The sequence below is a fragment of the Paenibacillus forsythiae T98 genome, from assembly GCF_000520735.1.
GTDB classification, from domain to species: domain Bacteria; phylum Bacillota; class Bacilli; order Paenibacillales; family Paenibacillaceae; genus Paenibacillus_AQ; species Paenibacillus_AQ forsythiae.
In genome coordinates this window covers 1-25,122 of the sequence record NZ_ASSC01000285.1, presented here as the reverse complement: position 1 = coordinate 25,122, position 25,122 = coordinate 1, and the positions used below count along the sequence as shown (strand labels likewise).

Below are 25,122 nucleotides of genomic sequence, written 5' to 3'. Positions count from 1 at the left end.
CCAACTGCCCAGGACGCTCGGCGCGCTGGCCGCCGGAGTGGCGCTGACTCTGCTCGTCCGCGCCCGCGTGGCACGGAAGATGGGGCGTTCCAGCGACGATATCTGACGCCGGACCCCGCGCCAGCGCCGTCGCTTTCCGGTTGGACAGCAGGCTGGCGCTCCTGCCGGACCCCAAATGCCGGGCGCCAAAGCGAGGTGCCGGGCGCCACATGGCGCGACGGCGATGAAACGCCAAGAGGACCGGGTCTTCCTGCCCCCGGTCCTCTATTTGTGTTTTTGCTACTACAGCGTGAACGTCTGGATTCTTCTGCCATTCCGGTATTCGTCCCTGAAGCTTCCCGAAGTCAGCTCCGTAATGACCTTGATCCAGAACTGCTGTGCGGGTAGGTTGTTCTCCAACTGGGAGAGTCCCCATTCTCCCGGAGACCGGCGGAAGATACAGCTTGCCGCCCGGCGCCCCACGCCCTGGCTTCTATATTTTTTCAACACAAAGAAATGCTCCAGAACATGGCGGCGCGCCGTTTTCGAATCATAATTTTTGACGAATACGAATCCGGCAGTCTTGTTGTTTGCCTTTATCAAAAAGGGCTGGTACAGCTCGCCCGATGTCCAGTAAGCGTCAAAGTCGGGCATCGCGCCGAATCGTCCGTCATCATCAAGATTCACCCCGGTAAACTCCGTGAAATCATACATGTAGAATTGCACCAGATTTTCGAGCGTCTTTTTATCGCCCAGATCCGCTTTTTGAATTTCGACCTCCATGTGGCACCCCCGCGTTATGCTACGCTTATCTCGCTGCTTCCGGCATTTTCCTATAGATCAGAATACTTCATATTATCCCGCTCGGCATAGCTAAAGATTGCTCTTTAATCCCTGTGTTGTTTATAATGGACTCATACTTTGAACTTTCAAGGAGGATTATTAAAAATGGTCTGGTTCATGAGACTGCGTTTCCCGGCTTTGAACGCGTAATTAAATACGTTCAAAGGCTCTGTTTGGCTATACAGAGTAAACGGGAGCAGTCTGTCCATTTTTAATGCTCCTCTTCTGCCATGAAGAATATCTCATAGATCTTTCTCTTTCTTCATGCAAGAGGTTTATTTGGTGACGGCTATCTTGGATTAATCCCTAACCGAATATGGATGGGTCTTTTCCCCTTTACTCTGAATCACAGGCAAAGCGCCTGTGGTTTTTTTTATTTTGTTCAAAGGGAGATAAGCCATGACCAGACAAACAGCAAGTGCAGCACGCGTGCAAAAAATGGAGTCGGCATTTAAGTGTCCGCTCTGCGAAAGCAAGGTGAGGGTCACAGGCTTTAAAAGCCTGATCTGTTCCGGAAACCACAGCTTCGATTTCTCAAAACACGGCTATCTTAATTTGTCGGCCCGTCCCTCGGGCAGCAAGTACACGAAAGAATTATTCGAAGCCAGGCGCAAAATCATTGCGGAATCCAGTCTGTATGCTTCGATGCATGAGGCGATTGCGGGAGTGATCAAGGGACACAGAAGCGGCTCTGGCGATGCGTATACGGTTGCGGATCTGGGCTGCGGGGAAGGCTCGCATTTGCACCGGATTTTGGAGGAATGCGGAAGTCCGGGAATAGCCGGAGTCGGCCTTGATCTGTCCAAGGAAGGGATTATCATGGCCTCCAAAAGCTACGAAGGCCCCGTCTGGATGGTGGCGGACCTGGCCAGGACGCCGCTTGCAGACCAATCGCTGAACGTCGTGCTCAATATTCTGTCTCCATCCAATTACAAGGAATTTAAGCGGATTGTGGTCCATGACGGCCTGGTCATTAAAGTCGTACCCCGCTCCGGCTACCTGAAAGAACTGAGAGAGGCCCTTTATGGCGGCAAGGAGAACAAGAGGGATCGCAGCGACGAGACGGCGGCGCTTTTCCGGAAACATTTCGTCTTGTCGGATGTGGTCCATCTAAGCTATACCCAGCAACTGAATCAGGCGGAGCTTGGAAATATCGTTCGCATGACCCCTCTGGCCTGGTCCGGCAATAAGGCCCTTATCGACGGCTACGTCAACCGGAACTCAGCGGAGATCACCGTGGAGCTGGATATTTGGATTGGAGTCAATAAGCGGGAGGCAGAGAAACATGGATAAAATAGGCGTGAAGCTGGAAAATATTAAACTTTCCTTTTTGGATAAAATTGTGCTGGATATCCCCCGGCTGGCTGTCCATCAGTTTGACCGAATCGGCATTGTCGGCAAGAACGGGGCCGGAAAAAGTATGCTGCTGAGGCTGATCGCAGGTCAAATGCCGCCCGATCAAGGCCGGGTCAGCCGCTTTGCGGATTTTGCGTACTTCGATCAATTGCAGGCGCCGGTTGAACGGACAGCGGATGATAAGCTGCTCGGAAAGCTGTCCATCCCTCAAATCGGGGTCGAAAGGCTAAGCGGCGGTGAACAGACCCGGTTGAAGTTAGCCAGGTTATTGTCCGCATACAGCGAAGGGCTGCTGATTGACGAGCCGACCACTCATCTCGACGCGGAGGGCACACAATTTTTCATAGAGGAACTGGCTTATTATTACGGGGCGCTCGTCCTTGTAAGTCATGACCGTTATGTGTTGGATCAGCTCGTCACAACGATCTGGGAAGTAGAGGCAGGGCGCGTGACGGAGTATGCAGGCAATTATTCAGATTACGCGGCGCAAAAAGAGCTTCTTCGCAGACAGCAGCGGGAACAGCACGAGCAGTACATCAAAGAAAAAGCGCGCCTGATTAAAGCGGCGGAGGAGAAGCTAAAAAAGGCCGAGAAAATTACGGAGGCCAACGGACGGATGTCCAAAAAAGAAGCGAAGGCAAAGACCAATAAAATGTTTATGACCAAGTCGCGGGGGACCAGCCAAAAGGCGGTTCATCGGGCGGCAAAAGCGATGGAGCAGCGAGTGGAGCAATTGGAAGCGGTGGAGGCGCCGCCGCAGGAAGCCCCCCTTCTTTTTCACCAATCTCCGGCACTCCGGCTGCACAACAGGTTTCCGGTGATGGCGGACAGAGTGACGTTAACGGCAGGGAACAACACGCTTCTGAAGGAAGCAAGCTTTCAATTTCCGCTGGGCCGCACCATCGCGATCACAGGAAATAACGGCTCGGGAAAAACGACGCTGCTTCGGCATATTTTGCGCCAAGGCGACGGAATCCTTCTTTCCCCCAAAGCTGTCATCGGAGCTTACGAGCAAATGGGCTATCAGTTTGAACGAGATGAAGCTGTCATGGCCTATATGAAGGAGAGAAGCGGCTGCGATGACGGCAAAATCCGCGCGGTTCTTCACGCCATGGGCTTCGCCGGAAATGATTTGAGAAAAAATGTCCGCGATTTAAGCGGGGGCGAAGCCATCCGGTTAGTGCTGTGTCAACTGTTCCTGGGGAGATACAACATCCTGATTCTGGATGAGCCGTCGAATTTCCTTGATGTCTTTTGCATTGAAGCGCTGGAGCGCTTTATCAAGGGGTATGAAGGCACGGTTCTGCTCGTATCGCATGACCGCAGGTTTATTGAGCGTGTCGCCGACCACATCTATGTCATTGAGCAGCAACTGGTAAAACTAATAAGGTAATCGGGAAAAGAAACAGAAGCGGAGAATGGCTCCGCTTCTTGTTATCTCCGGCTTGGGATGATTTGCACTAGCGTCGATAAATGGCTCTTAGCCGGTATGCCTTTGCCGCGGCGGTGATAATCTCAATGAAGGTTGCGATGCCGATCAGATAAATTAACCCTCCGGTGGCTCTGCTCCAGTTGCTGCCAACCTTGTAGAAGGCCTCGCTCCCTGCCGGCGTTATGCCGGACTCTGCCATTTGCCGCATAAAATCTGTATTCCAGATCGCCGTATCGTTGAACAGGAACAGAGCCAGCACGAAATGCAGCAGACTGACCAGAATTTCAAAGCCAATCAGCGCCGGTGTCCATTTACCCACAGCTATCTTCAAGATATCCTTTATAATGCCGAGGGCGAATACCGCCCAGATCAGCGGAAGGAATCCGCGAAATACCGTTTCGTTAAAAAAAGGCACAATCTGCATGGAACCGCTCTCCGGAAAATGCCATACGCCAAAGAGGTTAAGCGATGAGGTAAACAGTAGCCCCAGCAGTATGGTAAAGACCAGACTGAAGGCAGGGTCTGACCGTCTGATGCGCAAGCGGTGGTCGGGCAGGGGAGGCAGATCGGACGGTCTCCAGGCGTTCCTGGCTTCCATTCCCGTACGGATGCGTTTCACTCCGAAATATTCGATCAATCCAAAAGCAAGGGTTACCCAGGTGAATCCCTGAACGCCGCCAATAAACAGGGAAGCCAGGTAATCCAGAAAATGTCCAAGCGCATCCACAGGTTCGCTAATCATTTGAACCGCGGATGCAATCGTCGAGGCGATTCCGATAGAGAGCAGTACAATCTTGAGCACCGCCAGATAGGACGCGAACATTTCCGGACTGATCAGGTATCTTCCGTATCCCCTGTATTGATCAGCCAGTTTCCGCGGGTTCCCAAGTTCCAGCAGCACTTCTTCCACTTCTGCCGCGGAAGCGCTCCGGCCTCCGGTACGCTCTTCAAGCATATCCTCGATTAATCCCTGAAGCTCCCTCTTAATATCCTCCCGCTGTCTGCCCGTCAGCTGGTGCGTAACCGCGTGGATATATCTGTTAACCAACTCCATTGCCATCGTCTCCTTTAATTAAGCTTTCAAGGCTGTCACTCAGGCTCTTCCATTCCTTGCAGAGCTGCAGATACACCTCTTTCCCGGCAGGACTGAGCGAATAATATTTCCGTGGGCGCGTTTCGTTAGTGTCCCATGTACTTTCCAGCAACTCCTGTTTCTCCAATCTGCGCAAAAGAGGATATAGGGTGCCCGGATCAATACTTACTCCTTTCTCCTGCAAGATAGTGACCAGAGAATAGCCGTATTGAGGCTCGGATAATTGGCTGAGAACGCTGATGATAATCGTTCCGCGCCGCAGCTCCTGAATTAAGCCGTTGATCGTCTCTTGAATATCAGCCATGTGCATCAGCTCCTGATTTTATTATACTGTGTATCAAACACTATTGTAAATAAAATAATAATATCGCTCCATAATCACATTTGCGACAAGGCTTGACACATAATGGTCTATAGTAGAAAAATTAGGATTAACCGCTATATTAGGAGGCTGAAGCATGAACAGCGTGAAGGGTGATGACAATCTGGCTCGAAATACGAAACTTCGCGGCACCTATCAGATTCGGAAGCCGCTGTGCCGCAGTGAGCTATCGATTGTCTACCAGGCCCGGAGCATCCGGGAGGAGTTGGTTGTGAAGGTGGTTGTTAAGGAATTTTTCCCGTCGCTTCTGGCTGTACGGACCACTGACAAACAGGCGGTGAAGTGCCGCTCACACTCGCTGGCAGGCAAGTACCGGGAGCTGATGGATTCCTTTTTGCAGGAAGCGCAGATTTTGAAGGAACTGAGGCATCCGGGGATTGTAGGTTATGTGGACCATTTTGAAGAGAACGGTACAGCCTATCTTGTCATGGAGTACTGCGATGGTCAGACCCTGGACAAGCTGATCAAGGGCCGGAACACCACGGTTGATGCAGCATTCCTCCGCAGCACGCTGCTGCCGTTAATCGACGCGCTGAAGTATATTCACAAAAATGGTTTTATCCACCGGGACATTAAGCCGGGAAATATTATGGTTGGAGAAGGCGGAGAGGTTAAGCTCCTGGATTTCGGATCGGCTGTAAAATATGAAGGCAAAGAGCATCCGGTCTTTACAACCGCCGGCTATTCGCCGCTGGAGTTCTACTCAAGCCGCTCCTGCCAGGGACCGGTCTCAGACATGTATAGTTTGGCCGCCACGGTGTATTATTGCTGTAACGGGACCCCTCCTCCAGAGGTGCCGAAGCGTTTATTCCGGGACAATCTGCAGCCAGTTGCGCTTAGAGGCGGCACTTCTTCACCACTGCTGTCCTTTGTCATTCGCCGGGCTCTTGCAGTGAAGCAGCAGCGGCGGGTCCGTTCCTTCCGCTGGTTCCAGGCCGCTCTGCAGGCGGAATATTGGCTGAACAGAGGGAAGCGTCAGCGCTCTGGAGGATAACCTTCAGGGCTGACGCTTTTTCAGGCGCCCTTATATCGAGCAGCAGATCCGCTTCATCCCTGCTTATCCGGCCCGGTTCGAATCTCCGCCGGTGTAAATGTTCGTTACCGGCTTAATCGCCTTGTAGCGCAGCTCAATTTCCGTTATTCCATCCTCGAAAGTGATGTACAGCTTCTCATTGTAAGACATGACTACCTTTTGATTTCTTGCGACCGGCGTCTTGCCGTGCTGGACCGCGCAGCGCGTATCGTGTTTGACGGTCAGCGTCCCGTTTTTACCTGGCGCGAAGACAATCTGCTCCGCTTCCGGCAGGGGCTCATGCACGGCAAGCGAGCGGAACAGCTCATTTAATGTAACCTTACGCCCAGGGAAGGAAGTCAGCGGCCACGACTTGACCGGAACCTCGTTGCCGCTGGCCGTCGCGAGGAAGAAGCCTTCGAGCTTGCCGGTGAAATCCGGCCTTGGTCTAAAGCAGAAATACAGCAGCACACCGGCGGCAATCGCCAGCAGGGCGCCGCCCAATGACCATTTCAGCACGGTATATCTGGATTCCACAGTCAGAAGCAGGATGGAGCTTGCCTTTTCTCCTTGCGGGTCCGCCGCAGTTAGCTTTAGGCCCGCCTCTCCCGTGCGCAGAGAAGACAATACCAGTGTGTGCCCGTCCCAATTATAATGTCCAAGATTGAAAGCTTTCTCATCTGCCACGGAGAAGGTAAGCGGATCATTGTTGGCATCCCGAAAATAATCGTCCAGATTCAGCCGGATGTCCCCGTCCTCGCGGATGGCATGGAGCTTCCAATTCCCCGTCGCCGCAGGTCCAGCGTTCACCGCATGGACGGTATTTACCCTTCCATTCCGGTAGAAAGCCGCGCCACGCATATTAATCTGCCATTTATAATCTCCCGTCTGCGGGAAGCTGTATTTCGCACGGAAGCTTCCGGACTTATAGACCATTGGAACCTGCTCCTTGCTCTGACCGTCTGCGGCAGTGACAACAAGCTCTGCTTTAAGCGAGGCATAGACATCTTCATTTTGGAGCGGCTGTCCTCCGCCGGTCACGAGCCGCGCTTCGAAAGCGGTCTTCTGTCCCTTCAGGGTTTCTCCAGCCGCGAGCGGGGGCGCTCCGTTCCCGGCATTCTTACCATCTGCCTCTCCACCTGTCATCTGGCTGTCTATTTCCAGCGCATAGCTTCCAAGCAAATTGACTTTTATCAGATCCCCCGCCTGTCCCCGCAGCTTCAGCTTCAGCGACCCGGCCGCAGGATGGCCGATCTTCAGAATGACGTAACGGTCCGATTCATATCTGCGGATATTGTCCGAATTATAGTACAGCTGCGCCTCTTTAAGCGGATGCTCGGAGAGCAGGACGAGATTCGCTTCCTCCATACTGGAATCGGGTATAGTCACCGTTACCTCTTGGAGTGAACCTGTCGCGGTGATGCCGGCGGTCTGCATGAGCTGTGAACGAATCTGATTGGCAAAAATACGGTTGACGATTTCCGGAAGATCATCCGCGCTGCTAGTAATATATGAGTTCCCGCCAGTCTCCCCGGCAATTTGCTCCAGTTCCTTCCGGTTTACGGCTCCGTTATGATTAAGCCCGATCGTATAGACAGGATAGTTTCTGGTCTTAGCCGATTTAATCACAGAGGCTACATCCCGGTCGGAATCCGATTTGGTCCGTGAGCCGGCAGAAGGACCGAAGTCCGTCTCGCCATCGGATAGCAGAATCAGAAAGGGCTTTCTTCCATCTCCCGCCCCGGAAGCAAGCAGATCCGCTCCTTTGCGGAGGCCGAGGCCCAGATCCGTATATCCGGACCGCTTAAGGCTGGAAATAGCCGTTTGAATTTCCGTCCGCCGGGCCGCTACTGCAATTGAGGTGAGGGGACTGGCGGCGACAATCTGGTGATTGTAAGCGACAAATCCAACCTTGGTGCGGCTGGAGTCGCTCATGTCCATGAACATCTTCACGACTTCGGTGGCGATTCCTTCCTTGTCCGATTCTCGCATTGAATAGCTGGTGTCCATAACAAACACAACGTCATATCCGGAAGGAAGGGCTGCGGAAGCAGCCTCTGCGGAGCCGGTTGAACCGGCAGAAACAAAAGTTTCGACAAAAATTAAAAATAGTATAAAAGTCACAACAACCTTAGTCCTGTGTTTCCTTGGGGTCTTCATAATCTCCTCCCTGAATTTTAACTGGATTTACCGCTATGTGCCTGAGCCCCTTGTTTTTTCGAACCATTCCCGAACCTTCGGACAGTTTAGCGGATCAAGATGGAATCCATTCCTGAATATGAACAATAACCTAAAATCTAACATTACTTTATCGGACGGCAGCATTTTGGAATGAATAGAGAATTTTGTAATAAGGTCTATTTTCATAGAAATTTTCGTAATTTCACTGAACTATGAGTCTATTGGACCGATTTTATGCATTAATAACTTAAATTGACAAAAATAAAAGGCCATCGTTAATATAAGTGTGAGCTTGAGGAATTATCTGGAATACAATCAGTTTTTGCAGAAATTTAGGAAGAACCGCGAGACATGGGAATGTATGTTCCTTGCGTCTAACGGACGACCATACATATGCATTGAGGGAGGAGGAGGCAGCAAAATGATGACAAAGTCCTGGGTATTTGGCATTCGTATGGCGGATGGCGAGTCGACAATATTTTGGCAATTGAGCTGCCGAGCATGAATGGAGATTATCAACCAAACGAACCGCACCATTCTTTTTGAGGAGATTAATCCGGAAAAGCTTGATCTGATTACCATCGTAGGTGATGTCAAAGGGATTGACAGCTTAAGCGACGACCGCATTAAAGAGATTAACCAGCAGTTGCTGGTTCGCAGCTTCGATGAATTTCTGGACAAGTTTACCCCGACTGTATACTCGTTTTTTAACGCAGCCAACCAGAAGGTGATGTATACGCTGCGCAAGCCGGATGGCATTCCCGACGAGATGATTTCGGAGATCCGGGTGGATCAGGACAATGATTTTCTGAAAATGCTGTTTACGCTGATTGATACGAAACGCAGCCAGGGTATCACGAATGTCGATTTTAGATTCGAGAACCTGCTGGATATGATTTCGCCAAAAAAGGTGATGGATGATATCCGCCAGGTGCGCAAAGAAATTCATTATATGTACGGCCAATATGAGCAACTGGATGAAGACGATCCGAAAAAACTCGATATGGGCGACAAGCTGAACGCGATGTTCGAAGAAGCGAGCAGGAACTACAATAATGTTATGGCGATGCTGCCGCTGGCGATCGAGGATATCAAAACCCGGCTTCTGCTTGGCGGAACACAGGAAGAGGATGCGGGAGAAGCCGTTCAAATCGGCATGCTGACCATCGGCGAGGGCGGCGAGCTCAAGATTATTGAAGCGCCGAAAAGCGACAGCACAGAGCTGATGCTGTTGGATGAGAACGGGGCAGGCGATTTGTCGACCGTCTTTGAAGAGGACTATGACTCCATTACGGAGAGTCCGTCCAATTATGTGAAGGATCTTGTTGTCCGGACCTTCGTACCGCTCCCCGCCGTGCATACGGAAGTGGACACGGAGCTGGAAGTGCAGAACTACAATACCTATCTGGAATTTTATAAGAATGCCAAGGATGACTTTGTTAAAACCGTCAAGCCGCTAGTCGAGAAAATTATCGGCGTAAAAATGTTCTTCGACCAGTATGCCACCAAGAACAAAGGCATGCTGCCGACGATGCTGATTGTCAACAGCAAGCTCGACATGCTCGTGAAGAGCAGCAACATACCGCGTCTGGAGACTTTCCTCAACACCGTCAACTCGAAGAATGATTTCAGCGACACGATCTGGTTTGGCATCGTGCCGTCGGTTGAACTGGAAAATGGAGGAAAAGTCAAGGTGTCGCGCGCTCGCTTCAAAGGCAATGAGAAGGTTGTAAAGCATGACGGATACACAATGGAATCGCTGTCCATGCTGCTTCAGGTGGTCAAGGATTACAAAATTCAAATCTTCTTCAATTTCGAATCCGGCGAAGATACGACCTTCAACAGTATGGCGACAGCGGGCATCGATAAGTATGTCGACAAATGCGCCCCGCTGGTCCGCAAGGAATACAGCGAATTTGCCATTCCTTGTGTTCCGAATTTCACCATCATTCCGAAAGAGAAATCGGGCGTAATCATCGACAGCAAGATGCTGCAAACCGAAAATGGCGTGGAGCTGTCCAAGGAGAAGGAAGACATCCTGAAATTGTGGATTGAGGGCGTGTATGTCGGTGCTGCTTATGTAGCCGCGGGACTCGTTGCCTCTTATCAATGTCCGGAGTATCTGCGGGAAACGTTCAAGACGGTCAACAAGGATCTCCCGGGAGCCCGCTTCGACATTGAAGCAGGAGACAACAGTCTGCGCACGGTGACGACCATGGCCAAAGAGATCACCGGCTTTACGAACAACATCAAGGATGCGATCAACCGGAAAAACTTCGGGTTCGTGTTCTCATCGGAAAACGCGCAGCTGCAGGATAAAGACATCCGCCGGATTACGGTATACAAAGCCAGAAGCATGGCGCTGTCAGAAGACGGATTCGATTCCATCTACAAGACGCTGGTCAGTACGTATATCGAGCGGATTCTCCGTTATCAGACCGGAGATTTCAAGCATGAGAACATTGTTCGTTTCTTCAGCAACAATCCGAGCAGCCAGAAGAGCAAATGGATCGGCACCAGAGGATATATCAACTCGATCATTCAAGACGGGGATGACATCAGTTATGTGATTGACGAGAAGAGCAACCTGTGCCATATCGATCTGGTCTTCAACGGCAATGTCAAGAACCTTGAAGTCATGATTACCAAGGGAACCAGCCCTGTGAAAGCGTGATGGGCGCTGTGAAAAAGTTGTTAAAGGCGTTTTTTAACCGATTCGCCTTTATACATAAATCCCGGCGAAGCGAAAGCTTCCCGGAAACCATAATTTATTCTAAGGAGGAAACACAGATGGGATTCAGATTGACAATTGAAGGGCAAGAAACGATTGAAGTGGGCATGGACAATATTCAAAAGGTTGTTTATGACACAGACACACCGGATGATTCCAACGCTCGCTCCACAGACGTAGGCTCGACGCTGCGCATCAGCGGCAAAATTATTACCGCAACGGATGGAGACAAAGCAGACGACACCATGAAGCTGGCGCTCTGGTCGCTTGTACCCGCTGAGAAAGCGGATTGCTACCGCAAGCTTACGCTGGAAGTTATCGCGGCGGATCAGGTTGTGCGCAAAATTTCCTTCCCTAACGCTTTTGTTGTAGATTACAACGAAAGCTTCGGCGACACCGAAGGGGTGGGTACATTCTCGATCTTCGTGAAACAGAAAAAAGACAAGACCGAGCTTGCAAAGATCGACGGCGGCTACGCGGTATAATCTTATATTCCGTTATACAGCTGAAGCTGATGCCTTAGGGCAGAGCGGATAGGGTTGTCTTAACAGAAGCCCGTATTCCCCACCTCAGAATGGGAAATGCGGGCTTCCTATTCCGCGCAAGAAATGAAGGGGAGAGACAAGCATGGCGGATTTCTATGAACTGCTCGATGTCGGCCGGGATGCTTCGGAAGCAGAGATCAAGCGGGCTTACCGCAAGCTCGCCAAAAAATATCATCCGGATACGAATCAGGGAAGCAAGGAAGCGGCGCAGAAGTTTAAGCAGATTCATGAGGCTTATGAAACGCTGCGCAGCGAAGCCTCGCGGCAGGCATACGATGTCAGGATGCGGCAGGGCAGGAAAGAAGGGAAGCAGGCGGAAGGCGGCCGGACCCGCAGCGGCGGCGACCGGGCCGGGCACGCGGAGCCGAAATCTTTTACAGCTTCTGACCCGGCCGCCATGGCGAAGGAATTTGAGAGATTCTTCGGCTTTCACCCGAAGACCGGAAAGGGGACACCGGGAGCGTCCGGCAAGAAAGCCGGAGAGCCAGTGAATGCCGACGGACTGTTCAATCAATTTTTCGGATTCCGTAAATAACAGCGGATTACCGGGGCAAAGGAGAGATTGGCTTGGCCAAATCGTTCAGGATCATATGCCTGTTCATACTGGACGTCATCATTTGGGGAGTGATTGCGGCCACTGCCATATATGTATTCCGCAGATCCGGCTTTTACCCGTTGAAGGCCGGAGTGGTTACAGGGATTGCGGTCTGCTTCCTGCTGTATCTCTATTTTGGCAGACGCCGGGTGACAGTAGAGAGGGGCGGCGAAGCTGCGGACGCTGCCAAGACGGTGACGAACAAGAAGCCGCGCGTTCAGCAGGCGGCGCATCCTCCGGTGCAAGAGGTAATTAAGCTTGTTCTGCTTGATGATGACGGCGATCCGTTGAAAGAGTGGTACATCAAAGGAGAGATTTCGCTGCTGATCGGGAAGACAAATGCCCGCCAGGAGGCGGATATCGATCTGGCGAACAGCGAGTATGCTTCGCTGATCAGCGCGGAGCATGCAGTCCTTAACCGGGTAGGCAGCGAATGGTACGTAGAGGATGTCGATTCTAGAAGCGGAACCGGACTGCGCGCGGCGAAGAACAGCGCCGTCGACAAGCTGGAGAGCGGAGAGCCTCATAGGATAGGCCCGGGGGATCTGCTGTATATCGCCAATACAAGATTGCTGGTGAAATAAGGGGGAAGAGTACATACGATGAGTTTGACAAGATGCCCGAACGGACACATGTTCAGTACACGTAAGCATGGAAATACATGTCCTTATTGCCACTCGGTGGTGCAAGCCGCGACGGCAGGCGATCCGGCCGCACGCCAAATTCCTCTGCCTGCGGAAGAAGATAAGACGATGCCTTATCTGGGAGAGACGACCGGCATTCATCCGGTAACCGGCTGGCTGGTGTGCATTGAAGGGGCTCAGATGGGTCAGGACTACCGGATCATGGCCGAGAAGAACTTTATCGGGCGCGCAGAAGAAATGCATATCCGTATTATCGGGGATAACACTGTGTCGCGCCGGAATCATGCCGTTATTGTATATGATCCGAAAAAGCGTAACTTTTTTCTGCTGCCCGGAGACGCATCGGGGCTAGCTTATCATAACAATGAAGCGGTATATTCCCCGGTGGAGCTCAACGCGTACGACGTCATTCAGCTTGGGAGAAGCAAGTTTATCTTTATTCCGCTATGCGGGCCGCACTTTGAGTGGGAGAACAACGGATAGTTCATCGGGCTGAAATCGAAGAGCAATATTGATATTACGCGTTGATTGCAAGCTGACTTTTGAGGTGAAAAGAGTGGACTATGAGAGTGCAGTTGATTTTTATATTGTTGTTGCTATAGCGGTCTGCATCATTATTGCACTGCTTATTATCCGCTTTGGATTCATAGCGCCGATGGCGCCCCGGCGGCGGCTGGGGAAGGCCGGAGCCATCCAGATCGGCAACGGACAGACCATTGGCCGCAGAGCGGAGCAGGACGATTATTTCGCCAGCATGACGACGCCTGTCGGGACGCTGGCTGTGGTCGCCGACGGGATCAGCGGCCTGCAGAACGGGAGGATGTCCAGCACTTTGGCGGTGACAATATTTACAAGAGAATTCGCCAAACTGGAGCGGGCAGACGAACTGGAAGAATACTTCGCCAGGGCTGCGCAGAAGAGCAATCGCGAAATACTGCAAAATCTGAACGGGCAGGGTGGAGGAACGACGCTAGCAGCGGCTGTAATTACAGGCGGCAAGCTGCATTACGGCGCTGTAGGCGACAGCCTGATCACCCTTTTTCGCAACGGCGAGTTCGTTCCGGTGAATTCGAAGCATACGGCGGAAACGCTGCTGGAGGAGAAGGTGCTGACCGGGGAAATGTCCCGCGAGGAGGCCGTGTCCAGCCCGGTCCGCCGCCAGTTGACGAATTATCTCGGCTACGAGGGATTCGAGCGGATGGAGATTGGAGAGGACCCGGTGCCGCTTCGGGCGGATGATCTGGTCCTGCTCGTAAGCGACGGTGTGCACGAAGCGCTGACAGAAATTGAGCTTGAACAAATTCTGCTGCAGCAGAAAACGCCTCAAGATATGGCGGAAGACGTCATTGACGCCATTGAGGCGAAAGGGCTGCGCGGTCAGGATAACGCCACCGTAGTGATTCTGCGGGAGGACGCCTGCTGAAGTTCGGGGGAGAAATGTGAAGGGGAAGGTAAGCATGCGCAAGGAGAATAGCCAGTTCGTGACCGGCTTCGTATCAGAAGCAGGTTCCCATATCGACAACCGTGATTATTTCGCTTATATGGAGACGGATGATATGGCTTGCTATGTTCTGGCCCACGGACTTGATACCGACCAGGAGATTAGGAGCGCCGAGATGGCGGCGAAGGCCGTACTGGAGAACTTCATGGAAAAGCCGTTTATGTCAAAGCGGCGTTTGAAGGAAGGTCTGCGGGATGCGCAGGAATGGCTGCAATTCGAGAGCCGCCGCGTTCGGCTGAAAGCCAGCCTGCTGGCAGTCGTCACGGACTATACGCGCATGGTATACGCCTCCTGCGGGAATGTCCGGCTGTATCACTTTCGCGGCGGCAGGCTGAATTTCCGCAGCAGGGATCACAGCTTGGCCCAGGCAATGGCGGATGAGGGGCGTATCCCGGAGGAAGCGGCAACCTTGCATGAAGAGCGCGGGAACCTTCTTGAGTACCTTGGCAAACCGGGAAAAAGCCGGAGCTTCTTATCTAAGAAAACCCTGTTGGCCGACGGGGACGTTCTGCTGCTTGCCACCCCCGGTATGTGGGGAAACGTTGAACTGGCGGAAATGCTGGGCGCGCTGGAAGAGGCGAAGGACCCGAATGCGCTGACCGACACGCTGGAAGAGGTGCTGCTCAGCCGCCAACTGCGGACGGTGCCGAATTACACGGCAGCAGCGGTATTCATAGACAAGATTTTTCAGGAAAAAGTGAAGAACCGCCGCAAGCTGATCAAGCGGATCGTCATTGGGGCGCTGGCGCTGATGCTGGCGGGCGGAGGCGCATGGCTCTACGCGGCGAAAGCGGCGCAAAGAAAGGCCGAGGCGATTGAAGATATGATTCAATACGGAAGCCAGGGGGACGACTATGCGCATATGGGTGATTTCGAAAAATCGCTGAAAGCGTACAGTGAAGCCAAAAATGCGGCCACTAAAGCTAACGACAAAATCAGCAAAAAGCTGTACGTAAACAAACAGAACATTTCCCAGGCAATGGTTGACGGCAACGGATACGTGGATAAGGGCGATTTTGACAATGCGCAAGTCAGCTACGAAAAGGCGTTGAAAGAGGCGAAGGTCTATTTGCCCTCGGACAGCGACGGTATTCAGCAGAAGCTTGAAAGTCTGGATGACTACGCCGCCATCCGGAAGCAGATGGATACAGCGGATCTGAAATTTCAAGGTCAGGATTATATAGGCGCGCTGGCGTTGTACAACAAGGCGAATACGGCGGCAACGGAAGCCGGTTATGATGCGGCCATCGAGAGCATTGCCAAGAAGAAACAGGAGACCGAGGACAAGATCGCCGCTTTGAAGCGGGAGATTCAAGAGATCCGCGCCGGACAATTGGAAGCCCGGGGAAAACGTTTGCTGGCAGCAGAAGATTTCGACGGAGCGATTGATGCCTACAACGACGCGGAGGAAATCTATCAGGCAATAGGCAAACTGGAGAGCGTAGTGGCCGTGGAGCGCACTATTTCGAAGATTGAGGATAAGAAAATCGCCAAACAGCAGGAGGAGGCGGCCGCGCTCGCCAAGGAGCAGGAAGCCGCAGACCAGGCTGCGGCGGAAGCGGCGGCTGCAGAGCAGGCTGCGGCAGAGCAAGCTGCGGCCCAACAGGCTGCAGAAGTAAATGAGACTCCGAGCAAGACGTCCGGGCAGGCAGCATCCGGGCAGCCTGCTCCGGATGCTGCCAAGGATGCAGCGGATACTGGCGATGCTGCGGGAGGAGCTTAGAGGAACTTATAGGGTACTATGGCAGCAGCGCAAGAAGCAGCGAATTTAAGGGAGAGGAGCTTAGGGGGATGAAGGAGCTTGTACAGGACCGGCTTGGCAGGATGGAGGATCTTCAGCAGCGGCAGATTTTGAAAAATCTCATGACCGGTGTGTTCCTGAATCTGGTGGAATATCAGGAGGAAATGACCCGCAAGCTGGAGCAGCGCGTCTTCCATGAAATGGAGGACGACGGACAGAGGTACGATATCTTCGTCTCCATGTGCTCCCGGGAGGACTTCGACCCGATTCATGAGTTCCTGTATCCGATGCTGCCGTCGGATCATACGGACAGCACGGTGGATATGAGCAGCGTCGCTTCGGTTATTCGCGAAGGCGGCGAGCTGAAGCTGTTCGGGCTGTTTCTGGAAGTAGAGACCAGCGAGGCGCAGCGGCTCATTCAGAGCGGACGCGTCTTTCATGGTCAGGTCGTTACGGATGCCGGCTCTTACCCGATTGATATCCGGCTGAGACAGGACAAGAGGTATATCCATGAAATTGAAAAATTATATCAGGTGTTTCTGGACAACGGAATTCCGTGGAAGACGGTGAACCATCCTTACGCGCATAAATTCGTCGATGTGCTGCTGACCGGGGGCGAAGGGGAGCCCGGACCGCATGAGGAAATCCGGGAGGTTACGGTCTCGCTGGATGAGTTCGATGCTTACAGCCGTCAGGGGATAATTCCGCTCTGGAATGTGGAGCGGCTGTCGATGAAGAACAGCGGCTTTCCCGTTCCGGCTATTGACAGGGTGAATTATGAGCATGTGCTGTCCCTGCGCAAAACCGGTGTGGAGCACGGATATTTGGTCCGGGCCGGAGGTGAAGGGGAAGTACGCTATATTAAGCGCTCCGAGCACGAGCTGACCGTCGTGACTCCGCGTGAGAGAGCAGGCATGTGGGAGGTGCTGAAGGTCACGAAGCCGGTAGAAACCCGGCTCGGACGGCAGCTGTACAAGCTGGTATCGAACCGCCGGCGGGACAGCTTTACCGAGAGGTATGCCCGCAAGCAGGCGATGGTGGTGCGCGCCAGGGCGGAAATCGCGCGCATAGTTCACTCTTTTGAAGCTGCCGAAGTGTTGGAACTGGAAGGTGTCGAGATTGTTGAATCGGACGGGCGACAAGCCTTGCCGCTGACCTATCCGCTCAATCCGTTCGTCAGCGATAATGTGCGCACGGAAAGAGGCAAGCTGGTCATGCGGCTCGGGTTCAAGCCTTCGGGGGGCGCGCGTGGGGCGGAATCGATCCCGCCGTTTATGATCGGCGACCTAATGAGCTTCGTCGTCTCAGAGGTGCAGATGTATTTTCCCGAATACCGCTGTGAAGGGGTGTGGGTATGAATTACATCTGGGATGTCGTGATGCGAATCCGCAATCTTCAGGCCGATGCCGCCGATATCCGGTTTGTGCCGGCGCAGACCTACTCGCCGTATATGGAGCTGAGTCTGCCGGAGCTGAATGCGGTGCTGCCCGGGCAGGTGCTAGAAATCAATCCCTACTACCGGTTTTACGATATTTTCCGCGATTTGTACGCCCCGGATTTGACCGGCGACGAGGAACTGCGGGATACGCTGTTTGATCTTTTGATGCATTTTCTGGCGGAAATCGACTTGCATCAGGGGATGAACCGGCGGGAGTATTACATTCGGTTTGTACGGAGGGATATCGCCGGCGGGTTGTTCGGCGGCCGGATTCGCGAGTATTTCTCAAGGCTTAAGCGGGAGGAGCAGGAGACGGTGGCCGAAGGGATTTTGCGGCTGTATGAAACGGGGGAGGCTGTGCATCTGTTTAAGGAGATGATGAAGCGTCTGTTCCCCGGCTCAGTGATCTACGCCAACTGCGAAGAAAAGGACGAACTGCTTATCTATGTGGGACGGGAAGAGAACGAAGCCGCCCGCATTCGCGTCGAGCTGATTCTGGAGCTGTTTCTGCCGCCCCGCTTTCATACGGAGCTGTACTGGAGCCGGCATTTCGGGGTGCTGGGAATGGAATCGACCATGCGGATGGATGCGATTGCGCTGCATTAGTAACGAACGCGGCTGAGGCAAGAAGAAAGGACATGTGAAGGATGAACGGACCTTATACCTATCGGCTGTACAACCACTCCATGGAGAGCGCAGGGGTCCGGTTCACAGCCAGATTTACGCGGACGGAGCTGGAGCAGATGACGACGTTTCAGCTCCGGGGCATCTGTGACAAAGAGCGGCTGGTGGAAGGGCTCGCCAAGCGGCTCGAACGCGAGGAATTAATAACGCTGATTCTGCGGTTCCGGGGGGCCGACAGCAGCCAACTGATCGGCAGACCGAATCCGGGAGGGTTCGAGCGGCTGGAAGCGGCGCTGCATAAGCGGCTTGGCACCGACCGGCTGGAAGCGGGACATATTCGCGTTCCGGCCAAAATCGTGCTGTACGAGGAAATCCGGCTTAGCCGCATGGACGGATACCGGGTGGAGTCGGATCTTCATTGGCTGGCCGAATCCAATGTGCTGATCGTCAATGCTCTCGGGGAGCTGTGCGGCGTGCTGAATCTGGTAAAGGACGAGACGGAGGCGGGAGTCTACTTTCTGGCCCGGCACAGCTCGGCCGAGCTGCGGCTGACTGCGAACCAGCAATACAGCCTATTGTTCTTCCGGCGGCAGGAATCGGAATATTTGTACGATGCCTACTATGGGGACAAGCCGCTGCTGCCGTCGACCCTGCACGCCGTCCGCATTCCTGTGGCGGAGCTGATTATCCAGAGGCCCGAGCTGACCGATGCGGTGCTGGCTATTGATTTCGGCACCTCCAACACAACGGCGGGGGTTTATCTTGACAGCTCCTATGTGTCTGCACCCGATCCGAATGGCGTCAGGCATGTCCGGCTTGACGCGGTCAATTACGTCTCCTTCCCGGGAGCCGACGGACCGGGCGGGGAATGGATCGAAGTGCTGCCGACCGCCGTCAGTGTGGAGGATTGTGCGAATCCGCAGCATATTGTCTATGCCTTCGGGGAAGAGGCGCTTCGAGGCGGCAGAGTGCCGGGCAGCCGGGCGACGGTCATGCGCGGCATCAAACGCTGGGTCAATGATTACAAGCGGCAGGAAGAGCTGATGGACCAGGAAGGGAATACGGCTCGGGCTCCGCGCAGCGAGATACTGGCCGCGTTCATCCGCTATGTGGTCGGGACGGCGGAGCAGCAGTTCAAATGCCGTTTTCAGCATCTGCACCTGTCCTCTCCGGTGAAGCTGAAGGCCCAGTTCATCGAGATGTTCAGTGAGATTCTGCCGGAGTACCGGATTGAAGCCAAGGATGCTTTGGACGAAGGGCTCGCTGTTCTCTACAATACGTTAGCCGACCAGATGGATAAGGGAACGTTCGCCGACGGAAAAGAATATCAGGCGCTGGTTATCGATTGCGGCGGGGGAACCACGGATTTGTCATCATGCCGCTTCAGGATCGAGGACGGGCGGATTGCCTACAAGCTGGATATCCATACCACGTATGAGAACGGGGACACCAATTTTGGCGGCAACAATCTGACCTACCGGATTATGCAGTTTATGAAAATCGTATTCGCGGGCTACTATGCGGCGGAGACACGCCTGCCCGATACGGACATTGACGTCCTGATCGGTATTCCGTCCGGCGATGTGTACCGGTACGTCGATGAATACGGCGTGGAGGCCGTATATGCCGGGCTGGAACGCCGTTACCGTGAAGCCGAGGCGATTCTGCCGACCGCGTTCAGGCAGTATGAGCAGGCCAGCCGCGACGAATATCAGCGGGTGCTCGGGAACTTCCATCTGCTGTGGGACGCGGCGGAGCAGATGAAGCGCGAATTTTTCCGGCGGACGGGTATTCTCCGAAGCCGTTTCGAAGCGGAACAGGTGCGGTCGGCCGACAGTGATCTGAATATTGCGGTCATGAACCGGTGGATGGTGTCGGTGGTGGAGAACGGAAGGTTCCGGGACGAGTACAGTCTGCCTGACGTCGTCTTCAACATCCGCGAAATCCAGCAGCTGGTCAAGGCGGATATTTACGGCATTGTGCGCAAGTTTCTGGAGGACTTCTACCAGGATGGGCGTCTGCAGGATTATTCGATTATCAAGCTGACCGGACAGAGCTGCCGCATCGACGTGTTCCGTGAAGCCTTGAAGGAATTTGTACCGGGACGCAGCATTGAATTCCGGCAAAAGGCCGCAGAGCAGGACAGGGTGCCGGAGCTGAAGCTGGCATGCGTGCGCGGGGCGATCCGTTATCTCAATGCGAAGAAAATGGGGCGGATCGAGCCGTTCATTACCGATCATGTTCCGGTGATTCCTTATACGGTCAGCGCGTATACGCATACCGGTCAGGAGAAGGAACTGGTAGAAAGCCTGACGCCGAGCCGTTCCGGCGGTTTTATTTCCCGGCCGTCGCAGGCGGCTGAAGTGGAATTTTACCTGACTGCGCACGGGGGAGCGCTCCGCCAGCGGCATGTATACCAGCGCGGGTCGAACAAGTTTCGGCAAGTCACATATGAGAATATCGCGGAGCTGTACGGCGAGGGGATTCCCCAGGATGACACGGATTCGATCCGCAACGGCGAAACCAAGTACTTTGTATTGGCTGGTGGCAGCCGCTGGGGATTTCACGTTGTGCCGGTCGCGCGGCAGAATGAAATTCTGGAGCTTGGCGCGAAGCGGTTCTTCGCGTTTGAGAGCGATCTGTCCGAACTCGACTTTTTTGACGGAACCAAGTAAGGGCGGCCAGGCGGCAGGGACGGGGCGTATGTGCGTGCAAGCAGCGGATGGTTAGCAGTAAGCGTAAGTGCGTGTAAGCAGCCTATGCGTATATTCGGTATATGCCACTCGAAAGGAGGAGAGCGTTATTGTTTACCCACATCGTACCCAAATTTGAGAAAGGCCGGATTCTGAAGACGGGGATGCTGGAAAATCTGCGGGACTATCCGCGCTCCTTCCTCGATATCCGTTATCAGGACTACTCAGACGGGATTATAGAGGGAACAAGCGTCACTGTTAGGCAGGATGTTCTATGCGTTTCCCCAGGGATTATCAAGCACGCCGGGCGGCTGTACCTGATGGAAGAGGAGCAGGAGATTCCTTATTCGGCAACGGGGCGGGAGATGGTGCTGAAGGTGCGGTTTCTGGAAGGCGCGGATCAACCGGATTTTACCCGCTATTCTGCTGAAATTCTTGTAGAGGCAGCCGAAGCATCATCCGGAACGGACGAGCTTGAACTGGGCCGCTTCAAGTTAAAGACCGGAGCTGAATTAAGGTCTGATTATCAGGATTTCTCCGATATGGCAACAGAGTACAATACTTGGAATTCAATTACCGCCCATTATGCAGGGAAGCGGGAAGTTACCCTTAGACCCGAGATTTTACATTACTTTGCTGCAGAAATGCTAAATAGCCGAGCCGCTGATCCGCAGGATTCAGTATTCGCCTTAATGTGTCTTAATACCGAGCGGGTGGAACGCAAGACGATTCTGTATTACATCTCCAGCCGGTCGGGATCGGAGTACAGAGAGTATTCGAATATGGAAATCCATCATGAGCTGTCTCGTATTTTATCGGCATCCGGAAGGACAGCTTCCTTGCGCAGGACAGCCCTTGGTCCGCAGCGGATGATCGTAGATTGACTGAATACCAACGGATAAGGGAGGAATGAATGTGAGCTTTCATGATGAACAGATTCAAGCGCTGCTTAATCAAGTGGAACAGGCCCAGAAGCCCAAGGATATACGGTCGGGTCCTGTCCTGATCGGCGACGAAAGCTACGAGTTTGTGGAGCGCGCTTTTTTTGAAGACAAATTAACGATGTACCTTCCCGCCACTTTCGAGGAAATGCCTGTTGCGCTGCAAAAAATAAAATACCCTTACGAACAACGTCCCGAGATCGTCTTGAGCAATGAGCCCGGCACGGTAAATCTTACGTTGAACCGGGTGGATCAGAAGCTGCAGGACGAATGGGTTCAGAGACTGACCTCCGGCATGAAAGCTATGCTGCAAAAAATGCAGCCGGCGAACGTTTTCTATGGTGAACAGCTTGAAGAAGTGAACGGGAAGAGCATCGGTTATTTTGACTTCAAAAGCCCTGCGCTCGATGAACCGGTCTATCACAATTTGTTCTATTTTGAACTTGAGGGCGAGACGGTGATGGGCAGTTTCAACTGTCCGTACAGACAATACGCGGACTGGCGGGATATTGTGGTGCAAGTGATTCGTTCCATACGGACCGTTCAGGAAGAGGAGGAACCCAGCGTATGAGCGATGCTTTCTTTACCTCAGCCAATATTGTGGCCTGGCCGTATCAATTTGAGCGCATTACCAGTCTGAAGCTGCTCAAGCAGGTTAATGAGCACGTGACTTTTTCCATTACCGGCATCGTGTCGGAAGAGGTGTTGGATCAGTATGTGGAGAAGGCGGATGAAGAAGAGAGCATTCAGGTTTATCTGCGGGATGACGAGCGCCAGGTCATTTTGTTCCAGGGAACTGTGTCGGACATCACTGTGAGAGCCGTAAATCATGTGCGTGAAATGACCGTTGAGGCCGCAAGCTTAACGCTGCTTATGGATTTAACCCGGCAAAGCCGCTCCTTTCAACATACAGGGCAAGCGTACAACGAGATGTTCTCGCAGGTTGCCTCAGGTTACGCGAATGCCGAAGTGATTGACGAAGCTTCTGACGGGCGGTCCATTGGCGAATTACTGGTTCAATATAACGAGACCGACTGGGCATTTGTCAAACGTGCGGCTTCCAGGCTGCATGCGGTAGTGATTCCTTTTTCCATGCAGCAGGGCCTGAAGTTTATCGTTGGTTTACCGGATTTGGGCGAGGCGCGGCCGCTTGAAGAGTTTAACTATACCATCCGAAAAGACCTTCATGAATACAAGCTAAAGGCCGGCAATGGCATTCCCGAGGCTAGTGAGCAGAGCAGCCTGAGCTATGAAGTGACCAGCCCCAAGGTACTGGAGCTTGGCAGTCCCGTCAGCTTTCAGGGGTACACCCTGTATGTGGCCCGGGCCGAAACGGTGATTGAAGGCGGTCTGGTTGTCAGCCGTTATCACCTTTGTAACAAGCAGGGCTTTGAATGTCGGACGGTTTATGCCACGCAGTTGGCTGGAGTGTCCCTTTTTGGCAAGGTTGCGAAGATCTCCAAAGATAAAGTGCAGCTCCATCTGGACATCGATCACGGCTCCTCCTCATCCGGCGCCATGTGGTTCCCTTACTCTACCGTCTACTCTTCTCCCGATGGCAGTGGCTGGTATGTCATGCCGGAAGAGGGGGATGAGGTACGTTTGTATTTCCCCGACGAACAGGAGCACCATGCTTTCGCTGCAAGCTCCGTCGATATCGCTTCCTCCGACCCCGTCAAGCGCAGTGACCCTTCCGTGAAAAGCATCAGCACCAAGTATGGCAAACAGATCGTGTTCAAACCGGGAGCCGTGGAAATTATCGGCAGCGGCCAGCTTCTCATGCGTCTGACCGATGAAGGCGGCATTGAAATCAACAGTGACAAAAAAATCACGCTGCATGCCGAAGGGGATATTGAAATCCAGGGCAGCAAGGTATTCATCGAAGGCCAGGAAGGCGTGGATCTGATCCAGGCCGGGGCTACATTGCAGATCATGAAGGATGTTACGCTGAGCGGCGGCAAGGTGAACATCAAATGATGAGGATAGACCGGGATGCGGCGCTGCAGGATTTTCTGGAGAAGCATGTGCATGAAGGCTGGCTGGGCGATCTGCCGCTGATTGAGCAGTATGTGGAAGAGCATAACGAACAGATTGAAGCCGACCTGCTGAGCGCCTTCGAAGCCGTATGCGAAAAGGCATTGTCGCAGCAGCGCGCAGGGATGAAAGGCGACATCCAATATATGTATATCTCCTTGCTTCGCACTCGTTTACTTGAAAATAAAGCGTACTACCGGATCGACGCCCATGATGCCAACTGGTTTCTGGACCCGGTAGAGTGCGCGGAATTATGGTCGGCGGACTTTGTGTTCCGGCCGCTCTTCAACCGAATGGCAGGGCTTGAAGAAATGAAAAGAGACTATGCCCGCAAGATTACGTCGATGGATATCGAGCAAATCACGCAGATCGAAGCTGTTAAATATCATCTGCTGACGCTTCAATTTCTCAAAACCATGATTCCGGCCTTCATCACAAGCCCAAAACTGGAAGAACTGGCCAAAGCGGAACCGTTCACCCTATCTGCCGGTGAATACCGGGATGAGAGTATCATCCTGTGCAAGCTGGAGCGCCAAACGGCAGAGGCGGGGGCGGCATCCCCATTTACGGAAAGAGGGGAGAAGCGATGGATTATTTCTACTTAAAGCAGGATCAGCGGTATACCGATGTGCCGGTGCTGCAAAAAGGGATGGGACACATCAACCTGTGGAAAGTGAATAAGCTGCCGCCGGAAGAGCTTCCGCGGGTACTGGTGTTCCCTGTCAAGGCGGGCAAGGAGAGCCGGTTTATCGATTTTATGGAAAGCCCGTTTCCGCTGGTTTCCGACCGGCTGATGAAGCTAATAAAGGTGTACGTTCCAGAGTGCCGATTTAAACCGGCGGCCCTGATCAACCCGGAACTCCAGCTGCAGAAAAACTACTATCTGCCCTTTCTGGAAGAAATCGAGGCGTTGTCACCGCGCAGTGAGTTTAATCTCGACCGGAGTGTGCTCAAATCCGCCGTTCTGCAAGAAGAGCGTATACGGGGCAAAAAAATATTCAAAGTCAGCGGTGTCGCCACACCGCTGCTGGTGATCCGGCTTGATGCGGCCGAAAGCATCTTGAGGCGGGATTTCACCGGCATCCGGCTGGAAAGAGCAGAACTGGATACCTGAGGGGAGGATGAAGAAATGTCAAGTCTGGAAGCTTACATTGTACGCGGCGCGACTATGCGCTGCCAGTACGGAACGCATGCGCGGAAGATTAACCTGCCGGTCAGCCACGGCGCCTATTACAAAGGAAAGCCCTTGATGAACCAAGGGGATTATAAGCCGGAGAACGTACCCTATTTCGGCATTTGCGCAAGTCCAGCGAACCCGAGCGGCGAGACGATTTATTTGGTGTCGGAACAAGGGGGG

The 25,122-nt window shown here is 53.2% G+C and carries 23 protein-coding genes; 19 read left to right on the top strand and 4 right to left on the bottom strand.

Translation table 11 applies throughout. The features are described from left to right. Window positions 1-282 precede the first annotated feature (282 nt). Complete coding sequence (locus L692_RS0109420; protein WP_025699285.1) at window positions 283-762, bottom strand: GNAT family N-acetyltransferase; 480 nt, start codon at window positions 760-762, stop codon at window positions 283-285. Window positions 763-1,221: 459 nt separating this feature from the next. Between L692_RS0109420 and L692_RS0109410 the strand changes: the two genes are divergently transcribed. After that, window positions 1,222-2,115, top strand: coding sequence for a putative RNA methyltransferase (locus L692_RS0109410; protein ID WP_025699283.1), 894 nt, complete (start codon window positions 1,222-1,224; stop codon window positions 2,113-2,115). Further along, window positions 2,108-3,571 (top strand): Msr family ABC-F type ribosomal protection protein, encoded by a 1,464-nt coding sequence (locus L692_RS0109405; RefSeq protein WP_025699281.1) that lies wholly within the window; start codon window positions 2,108-2,110, stop codon window positions 3,569-3,571. Before L692_RS0109410 ends, L692_RS0109405 begins: the two co-directional genes overlap by 8 nt. 67 nt (window positions 3,572-3,638) lie before the next feature. Here the strand turns inward: L692_RS0109405 and L692_RS0109400 are convergent, their stop codons facing one another. Further along, complete coding sequence (locus L692_RS0109400; RefSeq protein ID WP_025699280.1) at window positions 3,639-4,664, bottom strand: HAAS signaling domain-containing protein; 1,026 nt, start codon at window positions 4,662-4,664, stop codon at window positions 3,639-3,641. Then, entirely contained in the window at window positions 4,651-5,007 is a 357-nt protein-coding gene (locus L692_RS0109395; protein ID WP_025699279.1) for a PadR family transcriptional regulator, read from the bottom strand. Before L692_RS0109395 ends, L692_RS0109400 begins: the two co-directional genes overlap by 14 nt. Before the next feature lie 154 nt (window positions 5,008-5,161). Here L692_RS0109395 and L692_RS0109390 point away from each other — a divergent pair, with 154 nt between their 5' ends. Continuing rightward, window positions 5,162-6,079: a serine/threonine protein kinase gene (locus tag L692_RS0109390; protein ID WP_025699278.1), complete on the top strand. Its 918-nt coding sequence runs from the start codon at window positions 5,162-5,164 to the stop codon at window positions 6,077-6,079. Between the two features lie 63 nt (window positions 6,080-6,142). Here the strand turns inward: L692_RS0109390 and L692_RS0109385 are convergent, their stop codons facing one another. Next, complete coding sequence (locus L692_RS0109385) at window positions 6,143-8,257, bottom strand: VWA domain-containing protein (protein ID WP_025699276.1); 2,115 nt, start codon at window positions 8,255-8,257, stop codon at window positions 6,143-6,145. Between the two features lie 526 nt (window positions 8,258-8,783). On the opposite strand from L692_RS0109385, the gene L692_RS0109375 reads away from it, so the two are divergent. From L692_RS0109375 to L692_RS0109300, 16 genes are all read left to right on the top strand, one after another. After that, window positions 8,784-10,952 (top strand): hypothetical protein, encoded by a 2,169-nt coding sequence (locus tag L692_RS0109375; protein WP_025699274.1) that lies wholly within the window; start codon window positions 8,784-8,786, stop codon window positions 10,950-10,952. 116 nt (window positions 10,953-11,068) lie between these two features. Further along, window positions 11,069-11,494 (top strand): hypothetical protein, encoded by a 426-nt coding sequence (locus tag L692_RS0109370; protein WP_025699272.1) that lies wholly within the window; start codon window positions 11,069-11,071, stop codon window positions 11,492-11,494. A gap of 142 nt (window positions 11,495-11,636) precedes the next feature. Continuing rightward, window positions 11,637-12,089 carry a DnaJ domain-containing protein gene (locus tag L692_RS33810; protein ID WP_025699270.1) on the top strand — a complete coding sequence of 151 codons (453 nt, stop codon included), beginning with the start codon at window positions 11,637-11,639 and terminating at the stop codon, window positions 12,087-12,089. 32 nt (window positions 12,090-12,121) lie between these two features. Then, a complete protein-coding gene (locus L692_RS0109360) occupies window positions 12,122-12,733 on the top strand; it encodes an FHA domain-containing protein (protein WP_025699268.1) in 612 nt (203 codons plus the stop codon). A gap of 18 nt (window positions 12,734-12,751) precedes the next feature. Beyond that, entirely contained in the window at window positions 12,752-13,276 is a 525-nt protein-coding gene (locus tag L692_RS0109355) for an FHA domain-containing protein (RefSeq protein ID WP_025699266.1), read from the top strand. Between the two features lie 73 nt (window positions 13,277-13,349). Next, on the top strand, window positions 13,350-14,216 hold the full coding sequence (locus L692_RS0109350) for a PP2C family protein-serine/threonine phosphatase (RefSeq protein WP_036722959.1): 867 nt from the start codon (window positions 13,350-13,352) through the stop codon (window positions 14,214-14,216). Window positions 14,217-14,250: 34 nt separating this feature from the next. Next, the gene (locus L692_RS0109345; RefSeq protein WP_025699262.1) at window positions 14,251-16,017 is read left to right on the top strand and encodes a PP2C family protein-serine/threonine phosphatase; all 1,767 of its coding nucleotides are present in this window, start codon (window positions 14,251-14,253) and stop codon (window positions 16,015-16,017) included. Window positions 16,018-16,085: 68 nt separating this feature from the next. Then, window positions 16,086-17,393: a hypothetical protein gene (locus L692_RS0109340; RefSeq protein ID WP_025699261.1), complete on the top strand. Its 1,308-nt coding sequence runs from the start codon at window positions 16,086-16,088 to the stop codon at window positions 17,391-17,393. Continuing rightward, entirely contained in the window at window positions 17,390-18,079 is a 690-nt protein-coding gene (locus tag L692_RS0109335) for a hypothetical protein (protein WP_025699260.1), read from the top strand. Before L692_RS0109340 ends, L692_RS0109335 begins: the two co-directional genes overlap by 4 nt. Before the next feature lie 41 nt (window positions 18,080-18,120). After that, on the top strand, window positions 18,121-20,772 hold the full coding sequence (locus L692_RS0109330) for an Hsp70 family protein (protein WP_025699258.1): 2,652 nt from the start codon (window positions 18,121-18,123) through the stop codon (window positions 20,770-20,772). A gap of 128 nt (window positions 20,773-20,900) precedes the next feature. Further along, window positions 20,901-21,674 (top strand): hypothetical protein, encoded by a 774-nt coding sequence (locus L692_RS0109325; RefSeq protein WP_025699257.1) that lies wholly within the window; start codon window positions 20,901-20,903, stop codon window positions 21,672-21,674. A gap of 31 nt (window positions 21,675-21,705) precedes the next feature. Beyond that, window positions 21,706-22,302, top strand: a complete 597-nt coding sequence (locus L692_RS0109320) for a hypothetical protein (protein ID WP_025699256.1) — start codon at window positions 21,706-21,708, stop codon at window positions 22,300-22,302. Beyond that, on the top strand, window positions 22,299-23,708 hold the full coding sequence (locus L692_RS0109315) for a contractile injection system protein, VgrG/Pvc8 family (RefSeq protein WP_025699255.1): 1,410 nt from the start codon (window positions 22,299-22,301) through the stop codon (window positions 23,706-23,708). Before L692_RS0109320 ends, L692_RS0109315 begins: the two co-directional genes overlap by 4 nt. Beyond that, the gene (locus L692_RS0109310) at window positions 23,705-24,370 is read left to right on the top strand and encodes a hypothetical protein (protein ID WP_025699253.1); all 666 of its coding nucleotides are present in this window, start codon (window positions 23,705-23,707) and stop codon (window positions 24,368-24,370) included. Before L692_RS0109315 ends, L692_RS0109310 begins: the two co-directional genes overlap by 4 nt. Beyond that, on the top strand, window positions 24,352-24,879 hold the full coding sequence (locus L692_RS0109305; protein ID WP_025699251.1) for a hypothetical protein: 528 nt from the start codon (window positions 24,352-24,354) through the stop codon (window positions 24,877-24,879). The genes L692_RS0109310 and L692_RS0109305 overlap by 19 nt, the downstream gene beginning before the upstream one ends. A gap of 15 nt (window positions 24,880-24,894) precedes the next feature. After that, the coding region (locus tag L692_RS0109300; protein ID WP_025699250.1) for a DUF4280 domain-containing protein at window positions 24,895-25,122 on the top strand (228 nt) is incomplete at its 3' end.